General features: G+C 52.1%; 20 protein-coding genes. 1 reads left to right on the forward strand and 19 read right to left on the reverse strand.

Going from position 1 to position 23817, the window contains the following annotated elements; all coding sequences use genetic code 11:
- Nucleotides 1-558 precede the first annotated feature (558 nt).
- The 19 genes from LLG09_00275 to LLG09_00365 form a co-directional block, all read right to left on the reverse strand.
- A complete protein-coding gene (locus LLG09_00275) occupies nt 559-888 on the reverse strand; it encodes a nuclear transport factor 2 family protein (GenBank protein ID MCE5195571.1) in 330 nt (109 codons plus the stop codon).
- Between the two features lie 156 nt (nt 889-1044).
- The gene (gene rlmD, locus LLG09_00280; GenBank protein MCE5195572.1) at nt 1045-2502 is read right to left on the reverse strand and encodes a 23S rRNA (uracil(1939)-C(5))-methyltransferase RlmD; all 1458 of its coding nucleotides are present in this window, start codon (nt 2500-2502) and stop codon (nt 1045-1047) included.
- Nucleotides 2503-3417 (reverse strand): UDP-N-acetylmuramate dehydrogenase, encoded by a 915-nt coding sequence (murB, locus tag LLG09_00285; GenBank protein MCE5195573.1) that lies wholly within the window; start codon nt 3415-3417, stop codon nt 2503-2505.
- 157 nt (nt 3418-3574) lie between these two features.
- Nucleotides 3575-4522, reverse strand: a complete 948-nt coding sequence (locus tag LLG09_00290; GenBank protein ID MCE5195574.1) for an aldo/keto reductase — start codon at nt 4520-4522, stop codon at nt 3575-3577.
- Nucleotides 4519-6528 carry an NAD-dependent DNA ligase LigA gene (ligA, locus tag LLG09_00295; protein MCE5195575.1) on the reverse strand — a complete coding sequence of 670 codons (2010 nt, stop codon included), beginning with the start codon at nt 6526-6528 and terminating at the stop codon, nt 4519-4521. Before ligA ends, LLG09_00290 begins: the two co-directional genes overlap by 4 nt.
- Nucleotides 6525-8801 carry a UvrD-helicase domain-containing protein gene (locus tag LLG09_00300; GenBank protein ID MCE5195576.1) on the reverse strand — a complete coding sequence of 759 codons (2277 nt, stop codon included), beginning with the start codon at nt 8799-8801 and terminating at the stop codon, nt 6525-6527. The genes ligA and LLG09_00300 overlap by 4 nt, the downstream gene beginning before the upstream one ends.
- Nucleotides 8802-8937: 136 nt before the next feature.
- Nucleotides 8938-10773, reverse strand: coding sequence for a translational GTPase TypA (gene typA, locus LLG09_00305; protein ID MCE5195577.1), 1836 nt, complete (start codon nt 10771-10773; stop codon nt 8938-8940).
- 216 nt (nt 10774-10989) lie between these two features.
- Complete coding sequence (gene tmk, locus LLG09_00310; GenBank protein ID MCE5195578.1) at nt 10990-11604, reverse strand: dTMP kinase; 615 nt, start codon at nt 11602-11604, stop codon at nt 10990-10992.
- 3 nt (nt 11605-11607) lie between these two features.
- Nucleotides 11608-12180, reverse strand: a complete 573-nt coding sequence (gene scpB / locus LLG09_00315) for an SMC-Scp complex subunit ScpB (GenBank protein ID MCE5195579.1) — start codon at nt 12178-12180, stop codon at nt 11608-11610.
- On the reverse strand, nt 12170-12889 hold the full coding sequence (locus LLG09_00320; GenBank protein MCE5195580.1) for a segregation/condensation protein A: 720 nt from the start codon (nt 12887-12889) through the stop codon (nt 12170-12172). Before LLG09_00320 ends, scpB begins: the two co-directional genes overlap by 11 nt.
- 17 nt (nt 12890-12906) lie before the next feature.
- Nucleotides 12907-13542: a site-2 protease family protein gene (locus LLG09_00325; protein ID MCE5195581.1), complete on the reverse strand. Its 636-nt coding sequence runs from the start codon at nt 13540-13542 to the stop codon at nt 12907-12909.
- Nucleotides 13543-13575: 33 nt separating this feature from the next.
- Nucleotides 13576-14898, reverse strand: coding sequence for a diaminopimelate decarboxylase (lysA, locus tag LLG09_00330; protein MCE5195582.1), 1323 nt, complete (start codon nt 14896-14898; stop codon nt 13576-13578).
- Between the two features lie 8 nt (nt 14899-14906).
- The gene (ftsY, locus tag LLG09_00335) at nt 14907-15890 is read right to left on the reverse strand and encodes a signal recognition particle-docking protein FtsY (GenBank protein ID MCE5195583.1); all 984 of its coding nucleotides are present in this window, start codon (nt 15888-15890) and stop codon (nt 14907-14909) included.
- A 14-nt stretch (nt 15891-15904) separates the two neighbouring features.
- On the reverse strand, nt 15905-19474 hold the full coding sequence (gene smc, locus LLG09_00340) for a chromosome segregation protein SMC (GenBank protein ID MCE5195584.1): 3570 nt from the start codon (nt 19472-19474) through the stop codon (nt 15905-15907).
- A gap of 1 nt (nt 19475) precedes the next feature.
- On the reverse strand, nt 19476-20204 hold the full coding sequence (gene rnc / locus LLG09_00345) for a ribonuclease III (GenBank protein ID MCE5195585.1): 729 nt from the start codon (nt 20202-20204) through the stop codon (nt 19476-19478).
- A gap of 63 nt (nt 20205-20267) precedes the next feature.
- Nucleotides 20268-20498, reverse strand: a complete 231-nt coding sequence (gene acpP, locus LLG09_00350) for an acyl carrier protein (protein MCE5195586.1) — start codon at nt 20496-20498, stop codon at nt 20268-20270.
- Nucleotides 20499-20522: 24 nt separating this feature from the next.
- Nucleotides 20523-21527 (reverse strand): phosphate acyltransferase PlsX, encoded by a 1005-nt coding sequence (plsX, locus tag LLG09_00355; GenBank protein MCE5195587.1) that lies wholly within the window; start codon nt 21525-21527, stop codon nt 20523-20525.
- Nucleotides 21528-21655: 128 nt separating this feature from the next.
- Entirely contained in the window at nt 21656-21841 is a 186-nt protein-coding gene (rpmF, locus tag LLG09_00360) for a 50S ribosomal protein L32 (protein ID MCE5195588.1), read from the reverse strand.
- A gap of 59 nt (nt 21842-21900) precedes the next feature.
- Nucleotides 21901-22449, reverse strand: a complete 549-nt coding sequence (locus LLG09_00365; GenBank protein MCE5195589.1) for a DUF177 domain-containing protein — start codon at nt 22447-22449, stop codon at nt 21901-21903.
- A 156-nt stretch (nt 22450-22605) separates the two neighbouring features.
- Here LLG09_00365 and LLG09_00370 point away from each other — a divergent pair, with 156 nt between their 5' ends.
- Entirely contained in the window at nt 22606-23814 is a 1209-nt protein-coding gene (locus tag LLG09_00370) for a nucleotidyltransferase family protein (GenBank protein ID MCE5195590.1), read from the forward strand.
- The last annotated feature ends 3 nt before the right edge of the window (nt 23815-23817 follow it).

Genomic DNA, 23817 nt, shown 5'->3' on the forward strand with positions numbered 1-23817 from the left:
ACTGGGTGTCATCCCAAGACACGTTCTGGTCAATCATCTCGGGGATTTTTAACAGTCGACAATAAGCTGCGATCAATGACGAAGCACCAGACGAACTGACCATCAGGCTCGATAAATCCATGGTAGCAAGCACCTCCTGAATTATTCGGGGGGTACTTCGACGCCGGCAATGCCTGTACCTTTGTAAATTTTTCCATATTTTAAAATTATTTTTTATACCCGTGCAGGGTGCGGAAAATAGGTTATAGGATGGTTGTCGGTAGCGAAACTAAAATGCATACCCCTGTTATATAGCAGCGTGGAATAATTAAAAGATATAGGTAAAATTAAAAGATTTAACCTTGATATGTTTCCTCTTACCGTCTGCCGTGAAGCTACAAAAAAGATGCCGTACTCCTCTGGTATCTCATTGGCGGAAGGATACATTTTGAGAATATAACCTGCATTCGTCTTAGAATGAAACCCAAAAAAGGCATAAAAAGCGGGGTAACTTTGTTGGAAAATACTCAGCTTTTTCCAGGATTCATTTGTTTTAGATTTACAGATAAATTGGAATTGTCATGCCAGTATGAATTCGTACTCCTTTACAATATGGCCATTGGAAAACTCAAAGATATCGCACGAGCACTCGCCCAAATTGTTTCTCAGGATGGCGACAATACGGGTTCCATCGAAGCTTTGATGCAGAGCTTCACATACAAAGGTATTATCGCTGTCCTTGTATGATTCCATCATAGCGGCAAGGTAATTATCTATTCCTCTAGTGGTTTTAACATGTTTAGAATGCAACTCCCAAACCACATCCGGCGAAAGGAACTGCCGATATGTTGTCCAGTCCCGTTTATTCTCTGCATCGAAAAATGCTAGGAGTAATTCTTTTGTATTCACATAAATCCCCTCCAAATTCCTGCTTGCCGATATGTCATCTATGGAATGCCCTAAAAAACACAAGGCCGAGAAACACACTTTTCGGGTCCGTTTATTGCTCATTTTTGTTCAAAACCACTACATACATATAGTGGTTGAATTCCCTCCCTCATCCGCTTAACCACATTTCGTAAGCAGCACCACCGTCTCAACGTGCGTTGTCATGGGGAACATATCCACTGCCTGGCCGCTGACCACTTCATAACCTAAGTCACGCAGAAGCGCCACATCACGTGCCAGGGTGTTTGGGTTACAGCTGACATAAATCAGATTATTGATTCTGGCTTTGGCAATTGCCTGCAGGAATTCGGGCTGACAGCCCTGCCGGGGCGGATCGAAGACAGCACAGTCGACGCTAATCCCCTGCTGTGCCAGTTTTGGCAAGACATCTTCGCATTTACCGGTATAGTAGGTTGCGTTGCTGACCCGGTTTTGCAGGGTGTTTTTCTCCGCGTCTTTAACTGCCACCGCAGCAATTTCCACCCCGATAATCTGCTGTAAGTCTAGGGCGCTTAGCTCAGCATCTGCGTTTCCTTGCCATTTGGCTAAGAATAAGCCGATGGAACCGATGCCGCAGTAAGCATCCAGCAAGCGAACCGCGCCTGCTTTTTTAGCATAAGCAGCCACAATTTGATAGAGCCGTTCGGTTTGAAAGCGATTGACCTGGAAAAAGGAGCGATCCGAAACAAGAAAAGTCGCCTCGCCAATCTGGTCTTCCAGCGTATCAAAGCCCCAGAGCAATCTGCTCTTTTCGCCCAGTACGGTATTGCCTTTTTCTGTGTTGTAGTTTAAGACAATGCCGCTCAGTTCCGGAATCTGCTGCACTAAATTTTCAATCATTTGCTTTTCATCCGGAATGGTCAGTCCGTTGATCACGAGTGTCAGCAGAGCAAGCGTGTCTTCACGGTTGGTGCGAATCATGATGTGGCGCAGCAATCCGTTATTGGCTGTTTCATGGTAAAAGGAAAGTTTGCTCCGGAAAATTTCTTCCCGCACAATCTGCAGCACTTTGTTACCCAGGGGAGACTGCAGCAAGCAGCGCTTGATGTCGACAATGCGATGACTGTTTTTTTCATATAGGCCAATCACTTTTTTACCGTCCTGCAGACCTGCCGGCATCTGAATCTTATTACGGTAGGCATAGGGCTGCTCTGCTGCCAAAATCGGCTGCAGTTCGGGTTCGATTTTAGCCAAACGCCGCAGTTGTTCTTTTACCTGCAGTTCTTTCCAGGCTGTTTGCGCTTCATATTGCCAATGCTGCAGCTGACAGCCGCCGCACTGCGCGTAATACTGGCAAGGCGGTTGCTGCCGCTGCGGCGAGCTGACCAGGATTTCCAAGAGGGTTGCCCGGAGAAAGGTTTTGTGAATCTCATTGATTTCAGCTTTGGCGGTTTCTCCCGGCAGCAAGCCATCGCAGAAGACAGCCAGGTTTTGGTAACGGGCGACCCCTTCCCCGTTGATGCCAATGTTGTCGGCCGTGATTTCTATCTGCTGATGCACACTGAAGCTCATATTGCCGGCTGCGGCTGTTTGTTTGTTGCCCGGCAGACTCCAGCTGTTTTTTTGCTTTGCCATTTAAATCTCCTCGCCAATGATTTGTATTTCCGGTTCCAGCCGGATGCCGGATTGCCGCAAGACAGTGCTTTGAATGTATTGAATCAATTGTAAAACATCGCTGGCCGTGGCATGGCCAAGGTTGATGATGAACCCCGCATGCAGTTCGGAAACTTGGGCGTCACCGATGCGATAACCTTTCAGCCCGGCCTGTTCAATCAGCGTGCCGGCAAAATTCCCCGGCGGACGCTTGAAAACACTGCCGGCGCTGGGATACTGCAGCGGTTGTTTGCTGCGCCGTTTGGCGCTTAAATCATCCATCTGCGCCTTGATTTCTACCGGATCTTTTGCTGTCAACTCTAATTCGGCGCTCAAAACGATCAGCTGCTGCTCCAGCGCGGTGGAATGCCGATAAGAAAAGTTCATTTCCTGATTGCTGAGCCGGATGATTTGTCCCATTCGATTCAGCGCCGTTACCTGCAGTACCACTTGCTTCATTTCACCGCCATAGGCGCCGGCATCCATCGCCACCGCCCCGCCCAAGCTGCCGGGAATGCCGCAGGCAAATTCCAAACCGCTCAAGCCTTGTTCGTAAGCAAAGCGCGCCAAAGCAATCAGCCTCGCGCCTGCTTCCGCCCTGATTGTGGTTTTAGTAAGCAGCTCCATCCGGCTGTAACGGTCGGCCAAAACAATCACCAAACCGCGGATGCCGCCGTCCCGCACAATCAGGTTGCTGCCTTTGCCGATCACCAGATAGGGCAATTCGTTCCGGTTGGCATATTGCACCAAGCGCACAATCTCCGTCGCCGTGCTCGGTTCCGCCAGCAAATCGGCCGGACCGCCGAACTGAAAGCTGGTGAAACTTGCCATGCTGGCGTTTTGCAACAGGCGGATTTCCGGCATTGACTCTTGTATGTCCGCAAAATGGTCCTTCATAAAGGTTCCCTCCATTGATTTTTTCTTTTTTACAGAGACTGCAATCGACACCCTCGCTGTACGACACCCTGATATCGATTGCGGTTCCTGTAAAAAAGGGGTCATCTCTGAAAACGAGATGGCCCTCTTACAGCGACGAAGCTGCCTTGCAGCAGGATTAAACCAGACGCAGCGCAAATTCCGGACAACCCGGACGGCAGTAACCGCAGAGCAGGCATTTGCTGTCGTCGATCACGGCATGACCATTGATCACATGAATGGCCATGCTGGGGCAGGTTTCTTCGCAATTACCGCAACCAATACAGTTGCCCAGTACAATCATGCGCTTATTGACTTCGGGAGAAGGCAGCTCTTCCACGGGAATCGGCTGATCGTTGAAAATCTTCAGATCCATCTGCAGTTCTTTTTCATTGACCACGCCAACCGCCACGCTGGCAAACTCTTCCATTCCACGGACATAGTTGATCGAATCCACCAAGTCGCCAATCAGATGACCGCCGGCCAGTGATTTCATGGCATAGAGGCCTTTGCCGGCATTGTAGCAGGCTTTGACAGCAGCGATCATGCCGTTCAGATCACCTTGCAAAATGCCCATGCCAATTTTATTGATGATGGGAAAAACCACATCGAATTCCGGTCGGCTGGCGGCAATTTGGCAAACGTCCACGGCATGCGTGGAAATTCCCACTGCTTTGATGTAGCCTTTGGCCTTCATATCCACCAGGCACTCAATGGCGCCGGCCCGCTCGTCAAACACCGTGTGGTTGGCGCGGGCGGCATGAAGATCAAAAATGTCAATGCAGTCGCGGTTCAATTCTTTGCGGGCCGCTTCCACGCTCTTCTGCATAGCCGCATAGGTGGTCGACGCCGATTTGGTGGCAATCACCACATTGCCCTGAAAACCGCGCAGCGCCTGCTCGATATAATCGTGGGTATGATACATCTCGGCGGTATCCAGAAAGTTGACGCCGTGTTCCACAGCGGAACGGATGATGCGGCTTCCCTCCTCAATCGGAATATTACGTTGTACAGGACCCATCGGTAAAATGCCGAGACACATCTGGGTTACTTCAATACCGGTCTTGCCTAACAGTTTTTTCTTCATTTCTTCTCCAACCTTTCCGATAACAATTGTTTGAATTCTGCTTCCGTGAGTACAGGTACAGCGAAAGCTTTAGCCTTTTCCACTTTGGAGCCGGGATTCTCCCCTGCCAGCACGTAATCGGTCTTTTTGCTGACCGAATCTACTGCTTTCCCTCCCTGTTTCTCTATGAAGTCGATTATTTCCTGCCTGCTGTAAGCGGAAAGTGTGCCGGTCACCACAAACTTTAAACCCGCGAGCGGTGCTTCCCCCGACGAATCCTGCGCTTGTTCGGCGGTCATTTTAACTCCGGCTTGCCGCAGACGCCGCAGGCGTTCCGCCGTTTCGCTTTGCGAAAAATAATTGACAATGCTCAAGGCAATGACCGGACCGACGTCTTCCACCTGCTGCAGCTGTTCGGCAGTTGCCTGCGCAAAAGCTGTCATGCTCTGAAAACGTCTGGCTAAGACAGCGGCGGTCTTTTGCCCAACATGGCGTATCCCCAAAGCAAAGATCAAGCGTTCCAAACCTCTGTTTTTGCTTTGCTCAATGGCGTTGAGCAGGTTTTCCGCCGATTTTTCCGCAAAACGCGGCAGTTCCAGCAGATTCTCTTTCCGGATAAAGTAAAGGTCAGCCACATCGGCAATCAATTGCTGCTGCAGCAGCAACTGCACGTTCTGCGGCCCCAACCCCTCAATATCCATCGCCGCACGGCTGCCAAAATGCACGATATTCTCCAGCACCTGCGCCGGGCAGGCAAGATTAGGGCACCGCCAGGCGGCTTCACCCGGGTCCCGGTAGAGCTTATGACCGCAAACCGGACAATTTTCCGGCATCTGAAATGGCACTTCTCTGCCGGTCCGCTTTTCTGTCAGTACAGAAATCACTTCCGGAATGATTTCTCCCGCTTTGCGCACTAAGACCTTGTCGCCGAGCATTAAGTCTTTCTCGCGAATCAGATCCTCATTATGCAAAGAAGCGCGTCCAACGAGACTGCCGGCTACCCGTACCGGTTCCAGCACCGCCGTCGGGGTTACCACACCGGTGCGGCCAAGCGTCAGTTCAATGGCCAGCAGCGTCGTTTCCACTTCTTCCATGGGGAATTTATAGGCAACCGCCCAGCGAGGGGCCTTTGCTGTCTGTCCCAGTTCCCGGCGAATAGCCAGGTCGTTGATTTTAATCACCAAACCGTCGATATCATAATCCAAATTGCGGCGCTGATCCTGCCAGGCCAGGCAGTAGGCCAAAATCTCAGTCGGATCATTGCTGATCAGGCGCAGCGGATTGACCCGAAAGCCCAGTCGCTGCAGATACTGCAGCGTTTCTTCATGTGTGGTAAAAGGAGTTCCGTTCTGCCATTCCAGGCTGTAAAAAAAGCTGTTCAAATTACGGCTGGCCGCCACCTGCGCATCCAATTGCCGCAATGAACCGGCTGCCGCATTGCGCGGATTGGCAAAGAGCGGTTCTCCGTTCAGTTCGCGCTGGGCATTGAGACGTTCAAACGATTCGCGCGGCAGATAGGCTTCGCCGCGGACTTCCAGATCAACATCCTCTGTCAGTTGTTTGGGCACCGAGCGAATCATCCTGACGTTGTGCGTGATGTCTTCACCGCTCATCCCGTCGCCGCGAGTCGCTCCCACCTTCAACTTGCCTTTTTCATAACTGAGCACCAAGGTTAAACCATCAATCTTCGGTTCGACCACAAAGGTGATCGGGCCGTATTCGGCTGTGATTTTCGTCAGCCAGCCGCGCAGTTCTTCCGTGCCGAAGACGTTCTCCAGACCCTGTTTTAAGGTGCGATGCGGATGGCTGGCGAACTTTGCCACCACACTGCCGCGCACTTTTTGGGTAGGCGAATCGGGCGCCGCCAACATGGGATATTCCGCTTCCAGCGCCTGCAGCTGCCGAAAGACCAAATCGTATTCCGCATCGCTGACCAACGGTGCATCCAGCTGGTAATAAGCTTCGTCATAGCGCTGCAGCAATTGCTGCAATTGGCGCATCTTGAGCAAAACATCCTCCATTGTCATGATTCCACCCTTTCCAGCGCAGCATATTTCACAATTAAACGCTTCAAACCCACGTTGGGGAATTCCACCAGGATTTCCTGGCTGTCTCCCGTACCGTTGCTTTCCAGCACCTGGCCGTTGCCCCAGATTTTATGTTTGACCGTTTCACCAGCCGCAAAGTTGACGATTGTTTTTGTTGGTTTGGTTGAACTCTGTCCTGCTGGTTGCGCAATTTTCTTCCCGCTGTCAGCCGCGGGTTGTTTTTCTTGCTCTGCCGCCTTTTCTTGCTTCCATTCCGTTACTTTACTCCAAGCAATCGGAATCAACGGTTCCTTCTCTGCCGCCGCTTTCCTGCTGCGTGTTGCTTTGGGTTCCTGCAGCAGATCCTCCGAAATTTCATCGATAAAGCGAGAGCGGCGGTTATAGTTGGTTGCACCGTAGGTCTGGCGCTGCCTGGCATAGGAGAGAAATAGGAGATCTTTAGCCCGGGTCATGCCCACATAGCAGAGACGGCGCTCTTCTTCCATGGCGTTATCGTCATAGATGGCGCGCGCAAAGGGGAAAATCCCCTCTTCCAGGCCGGTCAGAAAGACCACCGGAAATTCCAAACCTTTAGCCGCGTGCAAAGACATCAGCGTCAGCTGGCGGTCGGCCGGATTGCTGCCTTCCGCTTCGTTTTCGGAGTTGAGCGAAGCGTTGGTTAAAAAGCCTTCCAGACTGAGATCCATGTCCGGTTTCTTTTCATATTCCACCGCCACGTTAACAAATTCCATCAGATTCTGCACCTTGTCTTCGCTGTCCGGGTCAGGACTAGCCTGCAGTTCCTGCAGATAACCGCTGCTTTCAATCACCGTTTTCACCATTTCACTGACTGATAAATAGGCGGACATCTTACGGTAATTGTCCAGTTGCTGCACGAATTCGCGCAGCTTTTTCGCCACCCGCGCCTGCAATTCCGGAATGGCATCGGCTTCTTCCAGGGCGGCGTAATAGGGGATGCCCATTTCGCGGGCAAACGCGTCGATATGGCTGAAACTGGTTTCGCCGATCCCGCGGCGCGGTACGTTGATAATGCGTCTGAGCGCGACGTCATCATAAGGATTGACCAGCACATGCAGGTAGGCGATGATATCTTTCACTTCTTTGCGGCTGAAAAATTTCAGACCGCCAATCAGGATATAAGGCAGCGCATTTTCGTTGCAGACGTCCTCAAATTTCCGCGACTGGGCATGGGTGCGATAAAGAATGGCAAAGTCCTGGTTCTGATAACCCTTTTCCCGTTTCAGCCGATCGATCATGCTGATGACGGTACGGGCTTCGTCCGTTTCGTTTTCGGTTTCCAGCAGGGTGACTTTTTCTTTGCTCCGCTTTTCAGTCCAAAGTTTTTTCTCTTTGCGCTGCGTGTTGTTCCGAATCACATCGTGCGCCGCATCCAGGATGTTCTGCGTGGAACGATAATTCTGCTCCAATTTGATCACGGTCGCGCCGGGATAATCCCGTTCAAAGTTGAGAATGTTGGAAATATCGGCGCCGCGCCAGGAATAGATGCCCTGGTCTTCGTCGCCGACCACACAAAGATTGCCTTTTTCCCCGGCCAGCAGGTTGATCAAACGATACTGAGTAAAGTTGGTATCCTGGTATTCATCAACCATGATATATTGGAAGCGATTGCGGTAACGCTCCAGCACTTCCGGGCAGGTTTGAAAGAGACGTACGGTCAGATTGAGCAGATCGTTAAAATCGAGCGTGTTGTGCAGCATCGTGTATTGCTCATAAGCCTGCAGGATACCGGCAAGATTGCGTTCGAACAGATCCTTAGCCGTACGCGCCAGCTCGGCCCCGGAGCCCATTTTATTCTTGACTTTGTCAATCGCGTCGGCAACGATGGCCGGTTTGTATTTCTCTTCATCCAGATTGCGCTCTTTCAGCAGACGTTTGATCACTTTTAGGCTGTCGTCCTGATCCAAAATCGTAAAATTGCGCTGATAACCCAAATTTTCGATATCCTGACGCAGAATACGCACACACATGGCATGAAAGGTGCTGATCCAGATGCGCGAACCTTGCTCGCCAACCATCGCGAGAATACGCTCTTTCATCTCCTGCGTGGCTTTATTGGTAAAGGTAATGGCCAGGATGCGTGCCGGATCGACGCCCTGTTCCAGCAGCCAGGCAACCCGATAGGTCAATACTCTGGTTTTGCCGCTGCCGGCACCGGCGATGATCAGCAGCGGTCCTTCGGTCTGCCGGACGGCTTTTTCTTGTTCCGGATTCAATAAATGAGCCAGTTCCATCCGCTCCCACCCTTTCCGTTATCTTACAGCTCGTTGCTTTAAAAATTCGCCTCGCAGCCGGCAAAATCCTGTCAGGGGCAAAAGAAAAGCGTGTCCCTGCGGCAACGATCAAGGGACACACTTCTTACAATTTCGCTTATTCTTTGATTCTGGAAGCGGAATGGCCCTGCGCTACGCGGTAACGGGCGGTTGGGTCAAGAATTTTTTTGCGTAAGCGAATGCTCTTGGGCGTGACCTCCACCAGTTCATCCTCTTCAATATATTCCATCGCCTGCTCCAGCGTCATTTTCTTGGCCGTTTCCAGATGCATTGATTCGTCCGTTGCGGAAGAACGCATATTGGAGACATGTTTTTTCTTACAGACATTGACATCGATATCGTCTTCTCTGGTGTTTTCACCCACAATTTCACCGCGATAGACTTCAGTGCCCGGTTCGAGGAACATAATGCCTCTGTCCTGCAGGGCGTGCAGAGCATAACCGGTGGTTTCACCGTCTTCCCAGGCGACCAAAACACCGCGGCTGCGTTTGCCGACATCACCTTTATAGGCTTCGAAGCTGTGGAAAACATGATTCATGATGCCATAGCCTTTGGTCAGCGTCAGATAGTCGGAACGGAAGCCAATCAAACCGCGCGCCGGTATGGTAAATTCCAGGCGCAGCTGACCTTCCGAGAGATGATGCATATTCTTCATTTCGGCTTTGCGCGGCCCGAGCAATTCCATCACGGGGCCCATCGTTTCTTCCGGTAAGTCCAGCACCAGGTATTCAATCGGTTCGACTAAAACGCCGTCGACGATTTTGGTGATGACACGCGGTTTGGAAATTTGCATTTCGTAACCTTCGCGGCGCATGGTTTCAATCAAAATGGAAAGATGCAGCTCGCCGCGGCCGCAGACTTCGTAAGAATCAGGGGAATCGGTTTCCCGCACCCGCAGAGAAACATTTTTCTCCAGCTCGCGCATCAGACGGTCGCGCAGATGTCGGGTAGTGACAAAAGTACCTTCCCGACCGGCAAAAGGACTGTTGTTGACCATAAAATTCATCGACAGGGTCGGCTCATCCACCGGCATCATCGGCAGTGTCTCCGGAAAATCCGGGTCACAGATGGTTTCACCGATGTTGATGTCTTCCAAACCCACTATGGAAACCAATTCTCCTGCCGAGACTTCGGTTTCTTCCTTGCGCTTGAGACCGGCAAAGGTGTAGAGTTTGCTGATCTTGCCTCTGTTCATGCTGCCGTCCGGCCGGCAGACCACCACTTGCTGATTGACTCTGGCGGTGCCGCGCATAATCTTGCCGACCGCCATGCGGCCGACATAATCATCGTAGTCCAGCGTGCTGATTCCCATTTGCAGAGGACCTTCCGCATCGCCGTCGGGAGCGGGAATGGTGTTGACAATCATTTCAAAAATCGGCTGGATATTATCCTGCATGGCATCCAGCTGAGTACCGGCTACGCCGGCACGGGCAGAGCAATAAACCACCGGAAAATCCAATTGGTCTTCCTCCGCATCCAGGGAGAGGAAAAGATCGAGAATCTCATCCACAACTTCAACGGGACGGGCGTCTTTGCGGTCGATTTTATTGATCACGACCACAGCCTTTAAGCCATGTTCCAAAGCCTTCTTCAGGACATAGCGGGTTTGCGGCATGGGGCCTTCAAAGGCATCCACCACCAAAATGACGCCGTCCACCATACCCAGGATCCGTTCCACTTCACCGCCGAAATCAGCATGGCCGGGGGTATCCACAATATTGATCTTGATACCCCGGTAAACAACAGCGGTGTTTTTGGATAATATGGTAATACCGCGTTCGCGCTCCAAATCATTGGAGTCCATCACGCGTTCCTGTACTGCTTCATTCGCGCGGAAAATACCACTTTGCCGCAGCATTGCGTCGACCAGCGTGGTTTTGCCGTGATCAACATGGGCAATAATGGCAACATTTCTAATATCATTTCTTAACAAGGTATCACTCTCCACCGCAGACTTATGATTTCCATTTCATTACAATAATATAGTATAATATTTTCCGGCGCATAAGTCAAACAGAACGGCCTATGTTTCATGTTCCTACATGAACCCACATCTTCGGGATGGGTCATTTTTCTGATCGTCCGGGTAAACATTGCCGTAGGCAGAGATCTCCTTTTTCAGTGTCAGCAACAGCGAAAACGCTGTTGATCAGAGCAAAAAGCGCTGCCGAACAATTGCCGCAATCGTTTTTGCCATCTCCGCCGGTGCGGCGGTGCTGTCTATTTTTACAAAGCGCCGCGGCTCCTGATCTGCCAGCAACTGATAGAGCGCTCTGACTTTGTCTTCGTAAACGATGCCTTTGCTTTCCAAACGATCGCCTTCTCCTCGCCTGGCAATCCGTTTCATCGTCTCTTCCGCCGGCAGATCCAGCCAAAAGGTGAGATCCGGCTTTAAACCATTGACCGCCAACTGATTGACGGCGCGGATAAAATCCAGTTCCAGACCGGCCGCACCCTGAAAGGCGATGCTGGAATCCACAAAACGATCGGACAGCACAAATTGACCTTGCCGCAGCGCCGGATTGATTACCTGGCGCACGTGCTGACAACGATCTGCGGCGAATAGAAAAACCTCGGTGGCGGGCAAAATATCCAGATCTTTGCGATCCAGCACCAAATTGCCGATCACGACGCCAACCTCCGTGCCGCGCGGTTCACGGGTGACCAAAACCGCGGCGCCCAATTTTTGCAATGTTTCCGCCAGACGTGTGATTTGCGTTGTCTTACCGCTGGCATCGATTCCCTCAAACGTGATGAAAGGCATCCTTTAGACTCCTTTTCCCAAAAATTCCAATTTCTCCGGCAAATCATCCAAAGAGCGCAGACCAAAATGGCTCAAAAACAAATCGGTCGTGGCATAAAGATTCGCTCTGCCGGCTCCCGGCTTTTTCCCGACTTCAGCGATCAAGCCCAGAGACAGCAATTGATTGATGGCATAATCGGCGCTGACGCCGCGGATCAACTCCACTTCCTGACGGGTGACCGGCTGCTTGCCAGCCACAATCGCCAGCGTTTCCAAGGTGGTTGGCGACAATTTTCGCGGTTTATTCAGCGACTGCAAAAAATAGCGCAGGCGTTTGGCATAATCCGGTTTGGTCACCATCTGCCAGCCGTTGGCAACCGGCAGCAAGGTACAACCGCGCCCGGCATCGTTTGTCCAGAGCGCTGCCATTTCCTGCAGCTGCAGATCGGTCTCTGCCACCGTTTTGCCCAACAATTCCGCCAAACGCTCGGAGGGAACCGGTTCGCCGCTGATAAACAGCAGAGCTTCCAGCATCCCGTTTTCCTGTTCCGCCGGTAAATTGACCGGAGTCAGGGAAAGGTCCTGATTATCTTGCATCACTTACAACCTCTCCAATCCATAATTCACCATAAGATGTGGTTTGCTCGATCTTCAGCTGCTGCAGCCGGACCAATTCCAGCAAAGCCAGGAAAGTGGCCACCAGCAAATTGCGACGGCTGCCCGGACGGAACAATTGTTCAAACAGAATGCGGCCGCGGTTCTGTTGTAGGCGGGATAAGATATAGGTCATCTGATGTTCCAATTCATATTCTTCCGCTTCAATCACTTCATCGACATCCAGCATTTCATCGCTTGTTTGCAGCACGCGCTGAAAAGCGGTCAGCAAATCAAATAAACCGGTATGGCGCAGCCGATCCACCGGATCGATACCGATCTGAACTTCATCGGCGGGCCTTGCCACCCACCATTCGCGCTGTTCCGCCAGACGTGACAATTGTTGGGCGGCAGTCTGAATCCGGCGATATTCTTCCAGATGCGCTGCTCTGTCATAGGGTTCCTCCTCTTTTGCTGCTTCCGGCGGTTTGGGCAGCAGCAGTTGCATCTTCCATTCCATTAAAGTAGCCGCCAGCAGAATAAAAGCGGATGCCTCTTCGGAATCGAAGCCTTTCGGTTCCAAGTAAGCCATAAAATCATCGATCCAGGCCTTAATCTGCAGATCCAGCACCTTTTCTTTATCCTGCCGCATATACTCTAACGCACCGGCAGCCTCTCCCTCAAACCCGGGCATGGAAGTTTTAAAACTCATAGCCACCTCGAATCACGCTAGATAAACATTTGCACAATGGCAAGCAATGCATTCAGGAACAGATTGGCCAGCGGGCTGATCAGATAACGATAAGCGCCGGTGATCATCACAGCCAGCAAAATCAGGAGGCCGTAGCGATTCATGAAGTTCATATAGGCAAACGACTCTTTGACCGGCAGTAAGCCTTCCAGGACTTTCGAGCCATCCAGCGGCGGAATCGGGATCAGATTAAATAAGCCCAGGTTGACGTTATACATCAGGATACCCAGCAAAATTTTGATCAAATAGGAATTGAACAGGAGTGACGCGGGCAGGATGATGGTCAGCAAGCCATAGAGGACAGCGACCAGCAAAGCAGTCAGAAAATTGGCTGCCGGTCCGGCCAGAGCCACCATCAGCATACCCTGCCGTCTGTTTTTATAGTAGAAGGGGTTAACTTCCACCGGTTTACACCAGCCGAAGCGGAACAAAACCATCATAATGAAGCCGATGGGATCGATGTGATTCAAAGGATTAAAAGATAACCTGCCCTGTAATTTCGGTGTCGGATCTCCCAAATGGTACGAAATCCAACTATGCGCAAACTCATGCACCGTCAAAGCCAGCAATAATCCCGGAATATAAAAGAGAAAATCCGAATTCAAACCAAACATACTTCTACTTCTTTCTTTTTATAAATTTCCTGCTTATTTCAGATGAGCCGGAATCCGGTCCAGGCGGATCAAATCCTGAACCGTTTCGCGTTCTTCCATCAAATCCGCGCCGGCCGGGCTGATTAAAATCATCGCCGGACGGGTCACCCGGTTGTAATTGCTGGCCATGGAGTAGTTGTAAGCGCCGGTGGCAAAAACGGCAATCACATCGCCCGCCGCCACTGCCGGCAGCCACAGGTCCTTGATCAGAATATCTCCCGTTTCACAGTGCTTGCCTGCCAAATGGGCCTGCTGCAGCAAGGGCTGGTTCGCCTTATCCACCACCACCGCCTCATAGACGGCCTGGTACAAAGCAGGACGAATGTTATCGGACATGCCGCCGTCAACCGCAACATAACGCCGAATGCCCGGCACCTCTTTGATGCCGCCGATGGTATAGAGGGTAACGCCCGCTTCGCCGACAATGCTGCGTCCCGGTTCGACAAACAATTTTGGCAGCGGGAAATTATGCTTTGCCGCCTGCAAACGGACCTGATCTGCGATCTGCCGCACCGCCGCCTCCGGCTGCAGCGGCAAGTCTTCGGACGTATAGCGGATACCGATGCCGCCGCCCAGATTCAGTTCCGGCAGTGTGAGCCGATAGCGGCTGCGGATCTGTTCCAGCAAATCAAACATCAGTTCCACCGCCAGGCTGTAAGGTTCCTCTGCCATGATCTGGGAACCGATATGGCAATGAATGCCTTGCAGGTGCAGACGCGGCGTTTGCAGGATCGTCTGGATAGCGTCCTGCAACTGAGGATCGGAAATTCCCAGACCGAATTTGGAGTCGGTCTGCGCGGTACGGATGTATTCATGCGTATGCGCTTCCACACCGGGAGTAATGCGCAGCATCAGATCGGCCTGACAAGCCAATTCTTGCGTCAGTTGCTGCAGCAGCTGCAGTTCGTTCAGATTATCAACGACGATACGGCCAATGCCGGCCTGCAGCGCCAACTGCAATTCTTCTTGTGTTTTATTGTTGCCATGAAAAAGTATCTTCTCCGCCGGAAATCCGGCGCTGAGAGCGGTATAGAGTTCGCCGCCGCTGACCACATCGAGATACAGTCGCTCCTGTTCGATAATCCGGCAGACGGCCTGATTCAACAGCGCTTTGCCGGCATAGACAATCTGAGCGTTGGCATAATCGGCAAAACCGCGCCAATAGTCACGGCAGTGCTGACGAATCAGAGTTTCATCCATCACATAAAGCGGCGTCCCAAAACGGGCAGCCAAAGCGCTCAGTTCGATGCCGCGGGTTTCCAGATGCCCGAGACTGTTTATTGCAATTTGCGGGGGGCAGCGATAGCTTGGTCTCATGGTCTTCTTCACTCTTTCTCGAAAAATTGCAGGCTTGTCTTTTTTTCAGTTTGCGGTTCGCTGACTTCTGCGGTTTTGCTGCGGTCAAACAGCGCCTGCACAAAGACAGAGGGATCAAAATCGCGCAAGTCCTCAATGCCTTCGCCCAAACCGACCAACTTGACCGGCAGATGCAGTTGTTCCGCAATGGCAATCACAATACCGCCTTTGGCGGTACCATCCAGTTTGGTCAGAGCCAGGGCGGTCACCTTCGCCACCTCACTGAACGCCTTGGCCTGCAGCACCGCATTCTGACCGGTGGTGGCATCCAGCACGAGCAGGGTCTCATGCGGTGCGTCCGGTATTTCCCGCTGAATGATGCGGTAGATCTTATTCATCTCTTCCATCAAGTGCGATTTATTGTGCAGACGTCCTGCCGTATCAATCAGAATCAAATCGCTGTGCCGGGCTCTGCCGGCGTTGATCGTATCAAAAACGACCGCCGCAGGATCCGCTCCCGGCTGATGCCGGATGAGTTCCACATCGGCGCGCTCACACCAAATCGCCAATTGATCGATGGCGGCGGCGCGGAAGGTATCGGCGGCAGCCACCAGTACCTTCAAGCCCTGCTGATGATAACGATTGGCCAGTTTTCCCACCAGCGTCGTCTTACCTACGCCATTGACGCCGACCACCAGGATGATATTCATTCTGCCGGCCTGAATATTCAGCGGCATGATCTCGCTTTTCAGGATTGCCGACATTTCTTCCTGTAAAAGGCGTTTCACTTCTGCGGCTTCTTCGATATGCTCCTTCTTCACCCGCTTGCGCACATTGGTCAGCAAAAACTCCGTAGTGCTGACACCCAAATCGGCGGAAATCATGATTTCTTCCAGTTCGTCAAATAACTCTTCGTCCACTTTTTGAAAGCGGGAGAAAACCTGATCGATTTTACCCACAAAAGCTTCCTGTGTCTTCGCCAGGCTTTGCTTTAATTTCTCAAAAAAACCCATTCTCGAACCACTCCTTATTCTTCCCGCTCGTGAAAGCGCACCGAAATAATCGATGAGATGCCGGGAGTCTGCATCGTCACCCCAATCAGCGCATCCGACTCCTCCATCATACCTTTGCGATGAGAAATGGAAATAATCTGCGTATCCCCGGCGCATGTTTTCAGTACTTTCGCGACCTTCTTGACATTTCCTTCATCCAGGGACGATTCGATCTCATCCAGCAGACAGAAGGGCGGTTTCTTGACCTGGAGGATAGCAATCAACAGCGCTACCGCGGTCAGCGCATGCTCACCGCCGGAAAGCAGACTTAAATTACCCGCTTTTTTGCCGGGCAGTTGCGCGATGATTTCCAAACCGGTCGTCAGCATATCCTCCGGTTCCGTCAGACTCAAGTGCGCCTGACCGCCGCCAAACAGTTCCGCAAAGACCAGCCGGAATTTCTGATCCACTTGCCGGAAGGCTTCTTCAAAGCGTTCCCGCATCTCTTTGTCGATTTTGGCAATGACTTTCCAAATACCCTGGCAGGATTCGCGAATATCCGCCCCCTGCTTGTCCAAAAAATCGCGTCGTTCTTCCAGACGTAATTTTTCTTCGATGGCGCCGAGATTAACCACACCCATTTCTCTGAGAGCGGCCCGCAGCCGAGTGATTTCTTTTGTCAGGGCTTCTCCGGCGGCAGGCAGATCGCTGCGGTCGATTTCTTTTAATTGCGCCGGCAGCATTTGGTACTCCGCCATCAGCTTTTCCGCTAAATAAGCGCGCTCGTTTTGGCTGCGAGAGAGACGTAAATTGCTGTGATAGGAAGCTTCCCGGGCTGCGTCTTCGCTGCGGCGCGCCTGTTCGATGCGGTCATCCTGTTCCTGAAATGATTCGCTGAATTTCAGACGATTCCGCCTGACCTCCGCTAAATGCTGCCCGGCCGTCTGCTGCTGTTGCAGCGTATCCCGCAAAGCGCTGCGAATTGCGCTGATCTCGCCTGCGGTTTCGCTTTCCTGTATTGTCAGTGCCGCCAAGCTGGAGGCGAGCTCCTCCCGTTCCGCTTCCATCTCCGTTGTTTGCTGCTGCTGTTCGTTTTGCTGCCTTTGCAGTTCGTTCAGGCGCTGTTGGTTGACCGCCAAACGGAGTTTGAGCTGATTGCGCTCCTCTTCCTGCTGAAGACGTTTTTGCTCATCCTCCTCTGCATCCGCCAAAGCCAATCGAGCCGACAATTCGCTTTTTTGCTCCGTCTCGGTTTGCGTTTGCTGCACAATTTGCTGTCTTTCCTGTGCTAAACGTTCGATTTTTTCCCGTGCCTGCCGTTCTTCTTTGCTGAAGATTTGCCGGTTTTCCGCAATTTGTGCCAGTTTCCATTGCAGCGCCGCTTTGCTTTCTTTTTGCGTGTTCTCTGTTTGCCGCAGCTGTTCCGTCTCCAGTTGCTGCTTTTCTGCCTCTGCCACGTTTTGCAGCATCGTTTGATGCAGCAGTGTCAATTCTGTCTGCAGTTGCATAGCAGCCGTTTTCTCCTGAACCAACTCCTCTTCCAACTGTCTGATTTCGCGTTCACGCCCCAGTAAGCCAACACCGCGCTGATAAAGGCTGCCGCCCGTGACGGCGCCACCCGGATAGATGACTTCTCCCTCCAGGGTGACAATCCGATAGCGGTAGGCTAATTCTGCCGATAACCGGCCGGCTGTGGCCAGATTATCGGTCACGATCACGCCACTCAGCAAATGATCGGCGATTTTTCGATAGAGAGGCTCGCATTGCACGAGATCCGTGGCCAGAGCCAGCACACCGGGTTTGGCGGAAATGCGCTGCCACAGACCGGCATCCCGCTGTCCCTGCACTACTGTCAGCGGCAAAAAGGTTGCTCTGCCGCTTTTTTGCTGTTTCAGCCAATCGATGGCGTGTTCCGCTGCCTGCGGGTCTTTCACTACCAAATTTTGCAAGGCGCCGCCCAAAGCAACTTCCAGGGCAGTTTCATATTTTTTAGCCACGCTGAATAAATTGGCGACCGAATCAACGACACCCTCCATGGACGTTACCCGGTTTTTCTTGGCCGCAAGCACCGCTTTGACGCCGCGCTGATAGCCGTCCATCTGATCCGCCAGATCAATCAGAGTGTGAAGACGAGCACTCTTCAGCCGGATCTGCTCCTGCTGCAATTTCAGCTGTTGTTCCTTCTGCTGATGAGCAGCGGCCGAAGCCGCAGCTTCCGCCTGTAAACGACTGCTGATCGTTTGACTTTGCTGCAATTGCCGTTGCAGGGTTTCGGTTTGCGTCAGCCATTGCTGAAAGGCTGCTTCGGCTGCCAGTTGCTCGCCGTCCAACCGCTTTTGCTCGCTGTCCCAACCCTGCAAACGCTGCTGCAGCGCTTCCGTTTCCAAACGCAGGCTTTCCGCTTGCAGCTGCAGCCGCAGGATACTTTGCTCCGCCTGACTGATCTGCCGGCTGATGCTCTCCCGCTGCTGCCGTTGCTGCTGCTGCCGCTGCGCCAATTGCCGTAATTCCTCATTGACAGCGCTTAAACTCTGTTGCAGACATTGCTGCTCCTGCCGGCAGTCGGCAATCTCAGCCTCCCTTTGCGCTATCCGTTTGACAGATTCCCGACGGCGCAGCCGATTGCTCTCTCCGGCTTCTGTTAACCGCTGTCTTGTCTGCTGTAAATTCTGCAGCCGCTCGTTGAGCGTCTTTTCTTCACCGCGCAGCCGTTCTGCGCTCAGACCCAGCGCATTGCTTTTCCTGTTTTGTTCGTCGATCGCCGAATCTGCCTGGATCTGCTGCAGTTTTAACTTTTCCAGAATCGCCAGTTCCGCCGCCAATTTTGCCTGCGCAGCCGCATACTGATCCTGATCCTTCTGATACAACCGCTCGGCAGTTGTGATCTCCGTTTCGTTTTTTTCGCATTCGGCGGCATAAAAAGCCAGTTCCGCTTGGTTCAGCTTCTTTTTGATCTGCAGATATTGCTCCGCTTTGAGCGCCTGCAGCCGCAGGGGTGTAAGCTGCGTATCCAATTCGGCGATGATATCATCCACCCGCTGCAGCCGCTCCTGCAGCCGCTCCATTTTCTGCACGGCTTCTTTTTTACGGTATTTGAATTTGGAAATGCCGGCTACCTCTTCAATAATTACGCGCCGCTCGGCCGGTTTATCGGTGATGATCGCATCCACCTGACCCTGGCTGATGATGGAAAAAGAATCTTTGCCAACGCCGGTATCCAGGAACAACTCCACCACATCTCTCAGGCGGCAATGTTGATTATTGATATAATATTCACTGGTGCCGTCGCGAAACAACCGCCGTTTGACTGCCACTTCTTCATACTCAATGGGCAGCAGACCGGTTTGATTATCGATCAGCAGGGTGACCTCCGCCATACCGACCGCTTTGCGCTTTTCACTGCCGGAAAAAATGATTTCTTCCATCTTCGCCCCGCGTAAATTGCGGGAATTCTGCTCACCCATCACCCATAACACCGCGTCGATGATGTTACTCTTGCCGCTGCCATTGGCACCGACAATGGTTGTCATACCGTCGGCAAAATCGAGACGAACACGCTCTGCAAAAGATTTAAACCCCACCAATTCAATTGCTTTCAGGTACAAACTAATCCACTCCCCTGCCTGCGTTCTCGTCTTGATTCAACTGACGCTGCAACCGGGTCAGCGCGCTGCGCGCAGCCGCCTGTTCCGATTCTTTTTTGCTTTTCCCTTCGCCTTCACCATATAGATCCTCTCCCAGGAAGACATGGGATAAAAAGAGAGGGGCATGATCCGGCCCGGTTTTTTCGGTCGTATAGCTGATTTTCAATGAGATGCCATTGCCTTGGGTCAATTCCTGCAGGCGGTTTTTCCAGGAGTGCGTCAGGCTGTCGCGATAGCAAAACGGATCGATATTTTGCAGCAATTCGCGGCGAATGATGCGGTCAGCCTGCTCGAAACCGTATTCCAACAGGACGGCTCCCAGAACCGCTTCCATTAAATCGCCCAGAATCGCCGGCTTTTCCGCTCCGCCGTCTTCCCGTTCGCCGCGCCCCAGCTTGATCCATTGGCCAAGACCGAGACGGCGGGCACAAGCCGACAGACTTTCCTCGCAGACCAAAGCCGCCCGCAGCGCTGTCATTTCTCCTTCGGCGCTTGCCGGATAAGTTTCGTAAAGCCAGCGGGATACCGCCAACTCCACCACGGCATCACCTAAAAATTCCAATCGTTCATTGCCTTGCAGCGGTGTCAACCCAGCCTCATAAATCGCTGAATTATGCCACAAGGCTCTTCTCAGCAGCGGCGCTGCCTTGACCGGCAAGCCTAACGCCTGCTGTAATGCGGTCTCTTCCATACCTTGTTGCTCCTTCGTCAAAAAGAGGCTGCCCGCTTATCAGACAACCTCTCAGCGTTTGTTTTACATTTTGGCTTGCAGGAAGGCAACGGCATCTCCGACTGTCTTGATCTGCACAACGGCATCGTCATCCAGTTCCACTCCAAAGGAATCCTCCATGGTCATCACCAACTCGAATAAATCGATGGAATCAGCCTGAAAATCCGCTTTGAAATCAGAGGCAAGCGTCACTTTCTCCGGTGCAACTTTCAATTTTTCCACAATGATCGTTTTTAATTTCTCAAATACATCCATATCGGCAACCTCCCTTCCCTGCAATTATTCCGACTCGTTCTGAGCCATGATCTGACGGAACTCTTCGATGATATTGCTTTCAATAAATCCGTTGGCGGCGCGCAGGGCGGAATAAATCGCCCTGGCCTCGGAAGAACCGTGACCCTTCAGGCAGATTCCATTCACCCCAAGCAAGGGAGCGGCTCCGTATTCGCTGTAATCCAGGCGATTTTTAAAACGGTGCATTGCCGGTTTGATCAGCAGACCACCCAGCTTGCCACGCTGATCCGCATAGAGTTCCTGCTTTATCATTTCGGAAAACGTCACGGCTAATCCTTCTGTCAGCTTTAAAATCACGTTGCCGGTAAAGCCGTCGCAGACGGCCACATCGACCGTTCCGGTAAAGAGTTCTCTGGCTTCCAGATTGCCGACAAAATTGAGCCTGGCTTTTTTCAGCAGCTGATACGCTTCCTGATAGAGCGGACTGCCTTTTTCTTCTTCCGTACCAATGTTGATCAGCCCGACTCTTGGGTTTTCCACTTGGCGGGCAAACTGCATATATTTGCTGCCCATCAAACCAAATTGCAACAGATGATTCGCCTTTGCTTCGGCATTGGCGCCGGAATCCAACAATAAAACAGCTTTGTGATCCACGGTCGGCAGCAACGGCGCCAGGGCAGGGCGTTCCACACCCTGCATGCGGCCTAAAACAAATAAGCCGCAAGCCAGGAGGGCGCCTGTATTGCCGGCGGAAAAAACGGCTTCCGCCCTCCCCTCTTTCACCAAACGGTGCGCTACCACCATGGAAGAATCTTTCATCCGACGCACCGCCAGCGCCGGCGCATCTTCAAAACCAATCACCTGCGTAGTTGGAACGATTTCAATTTTCAAACCTTTCGTATGCAGCACGGAAAGTTCTTTGCCGATCGCATACTCATCTCCTACCAGCAGCAAATCCAAGCCGAATTCAGCCGCCGCCGATACAGCGCCCTGCACAATCGCTTTCGGAGCATGATCCCCACCCATACAATCCAGTGAAATTCGTTTCATTTGCTCACATCCTTAAATCCTATTATACTGAATCATCCGCCAAAAAGCAAGAAAAGAAGCCTCCGGAAACGTACTGCTTACGTATTCAAAGGCTTCCCTCATGCGTGATACACGAATGACCTATTCACTTATTCCTGTACGGTAACAACTTCCTTACCGTTGTAGTATCCGCAATTGGGACATACACGATGGGATAGTTTTGGTTTGTGGCATTGGGGGCATTCTGCTAATCCGGGAACGCCCAGACGGAAACTGTTGGCACGACGACTGTCACGGCGAGCCTTGGATGTTTTGCTTTTGGGAACAGCACCCATTCTTCACACCTCCTTCTTCGGTGTTATCATTACCGCCTGATCACAAGGCGGGTTCTGAATCACTTTACATTCTTCTTCCGCCATTGACTGAGTACAGCCAGACGAGGATCTGTGACATTCTGATGACAATCACAGGGACCTTCATTGAGATTGGCACCGCATTGATCACATAGACCCAGGCATTCTTCCTTGCACAACGGCTTCATGGGAAGCTGACTGAAGAAGGTTTCAATCAATAAACGGCTGACATCAATTTGATCTGCTGCCAACACCGGTAAAAAACGATCTTCTTTCGAGTCTGCGTCCTCTTCAGAGTCATCTTCTTCCACATCTGCCATCGGAACAAATAAATACTGTTCCGCCAGATCAAAGGTCAGCACCTGCTGAAACTCCACGAGACAGCGGCAGCAAGTCAGCTGCAGCTGCGCCGCAGCCTGACCGGTGACCAAAAAACGATCTCCCGCATTGGTCACGAGTATCGATGCATCCACCGGCTGTAATAAATGCATATCCAGATCACTCAGATCAAAATGCGCAATCTCTTCCTGCCAGCATGCGGATTTTTGGTCTCCGACCAATCTTTTTAACTCAGCAACGGATATGATCATGGAATCACCTCAAAACAGTCTGCAAAGTATTGTATCCTTTTCTGACGTTTTTGTCAAGATGCACCGGGGGAAATGTTTGCAGAATATTGCTTGATCTGATCGGAAAGCTTTGATACAATAAAAATAAAAACGAAGGAGGTGCCTGGTTTGGCAATTGTGGGTATTATCGCGGAATATAACCCGTTTCATGCGGGACACGCCTATCACTTGCAGCAGGCGAAAGCTGCCGCAGCGGCAGAAGCTGTGATTGTTGTGATGAGCGGCTTTTTTACCCAGCGCGGCATCCCCGCCCTGATTCAGCCCTGGCAGCGTGCCAAAGCGGCCCTGCAGCAGGGAGCCGATTTAATTCTGCAGCTGCCGGTCGTTTATTCCAGTGCCAATGCCGATCGTTTTGCCGGCGGCGGCGTCTCTCTGCTCAGTCAATTACCCGGCATCACCCACTTGAGTTTCGGCTGTGAAGCGGCAAACCCGGCTGATTTGCTGCAATTAAGCGCAGCGCTGCGCACAGACGCCATCGCCGCAGCCGCGAAACAGCTGCAGTCGCTGGGTAACAACCATGCCAAGACCCAGATGCTGGCCATTGCTTCCCTGCCGCAGTACGCGGACCTGGCGCCTTTGATGCAGCAGCCCAATAACACCCTGGCGCTCAGTTATCTGCAGGCGATCCAAGAACAGCACAGTGCTCTGCTCCCTTTGCCAATTCAACGGCAAGGCGCCGGTTATCTGGACAGCAGCCTGCAGCCGCTGGCCAGCGCCACCGCCATCCGCAAAACGATGGCGGAAGGCGGCTTCACCCGTTTAAAAGAGTATCTTCCACCCGGCAGTTATGAAGTTTTGCAGCAGGAGCTGACTGCCGGACGGGTCATCTATGCGCTGCAGGCTTTTGAACAGGCCATCTTACTGCTGCTGCGCACCGCTTCTCCGGCAAAGCTCGCTCAGCTGCCGGAGCTCAGCGAAGGCCTGGAAAATCGTTTCTATGCCAACCGCAATGCCGACAGCCTAGCAGATTTCCTGCAAGAGGTGAAGACCAAACGTTATCCCTACAGCCGTTTGCAGCGCAGTCTTTGTCATCTTCTGCTGCAGATTGATAAAACAGCCGAACCGCTCTACCGGGGCCCCGCGCAGTATGCCGTAGTCCTGGGCTACAATCGCACCGGTCGGGCTCTCTTGAACCAATGGCGCAGCCACTCAAGCATCCCGCTGATCACCCAACCGCAGAAGCAAATGCGTGAATTGTCACCGTCAGCCGCCGCCATGCTCGCTTATGATTTGCTGGCAGCAGATCTCTGGCGGCTCGGTCTTACCGATGCACAGGCGCGCAGCCAGCTGCACTGGGACCGGCAACAGCCGGTGGCGGTTTCATAAAGT

This window comes from Negativicutes bacterium (assembly GCA_021372785.1).
Lineage (GTDB): Bacteria > Bacillota > JAAYKD01 > JAAYKD01 > JAAYKD01 > JAJFTT01.

Coding starts and splice junctions, on each gene's coding strand:
- rlmD (MCE5195572.1), bottom strand. CDS start 2,502: ATGGCAAAGCAAAAAAACAGCTGGAGTCTGCCGGGCAACAAACAAACA.
- murB (MCE5195573.1), bottom strand. CDS start 3,417: ATGAAGGACCATTTTGCGGACATACAAGAGTCAATGCCGGAAATCCGC.
- LLG09_00290 (MCE5195574.1), bottom strand. CDS start 4,522: ATGAAGAAAAAACTGTTAGGCAAGACCGGTATTGAAGTAACCCAGATG.
- ligA (MCE5195575.1), bottom strand. CDS start 6,528: ATGACAATGGAGGATGTTTTGCTCAAGATGCGCCAATTGCAGCAATTG.
- LLG09_00300 (MCE5195576.1), bottom strand. CDS start 8,801: ATGGAACTGGCTCATTTATTGAATCCGGAACAAGAAAAAGCCGTCCGG.
- tmk (MCE5195578.1), bottom strand. CDS start 11,604: ATGCCTTTCATCACGTTTGAGGGAATCGATGCCAGCGGTAAGACAACG.
- scpB (MCE5195579.1), bottom strand. CDS start 12,180: ATGCAAGATAATCAGGACCTTTCCCTGACTCCGGTCAATTTACCGGCG.
- LLG09_00320 (MCE5195580.1), bottom strand. CDS start 12,889: ATGAGTTTTAAAACTTCCATGCCCGGGTTTGAGGGAGAGGCTGCCGGT.
- LLG09_00325 (MCE5195581.1), bottom strand. CDS start 13,542: ATGTTTGGTTTGAATTCGGATTTTCTCTTTTATATTCCGGGATTATTG.
- lysA (MCE5195582.1), bottom strand. CDS start 14,898: ATGAGACCAAGCTATCGCTGCCCCCCGCAAATTGCAATAAACAGTCTC.
- ftsY (MCE5195583.1), bottom strand. CDS start 15,890: ATGGGTTTTTTTGAGAAATTAAAGCAAAGCCTGGCGAAGACACAGGAA.
- rnc (MCE5195585.1), bottom strand. CDS start 20,204: ATGGAAGAGACCGCATTACAGCAGGCGTTAGGCTTGCCGGTCAAGGCA.
- acpP (MCE5195586.1), bottom strand. CDS start 20,498: ATGGATGTATTTGAGAAATTAAAAACGATCATTGTGGAAAAATTGAAA.
- plsX (MCE5195587.1), bottom strand. CDS start 21,527: ATGAAACGAATTTCACTGGATTGTATGGGTGGGGATCATGCTCCGAAA.
- rpmF (MCE5195588.1), bottom strand. CDS start 21,841: ATGGGTGCTGTTCCCAAAAGCAAAACATCCAAGGCTCGCCGTGACAGT.
- LLG09_00365 (MCE5195589.1), bottom strand. CDS start 22,449: ATGATCATATCCGTTGCTGAGTTAAAAAGATTGGTCGGAGACCAAAAA.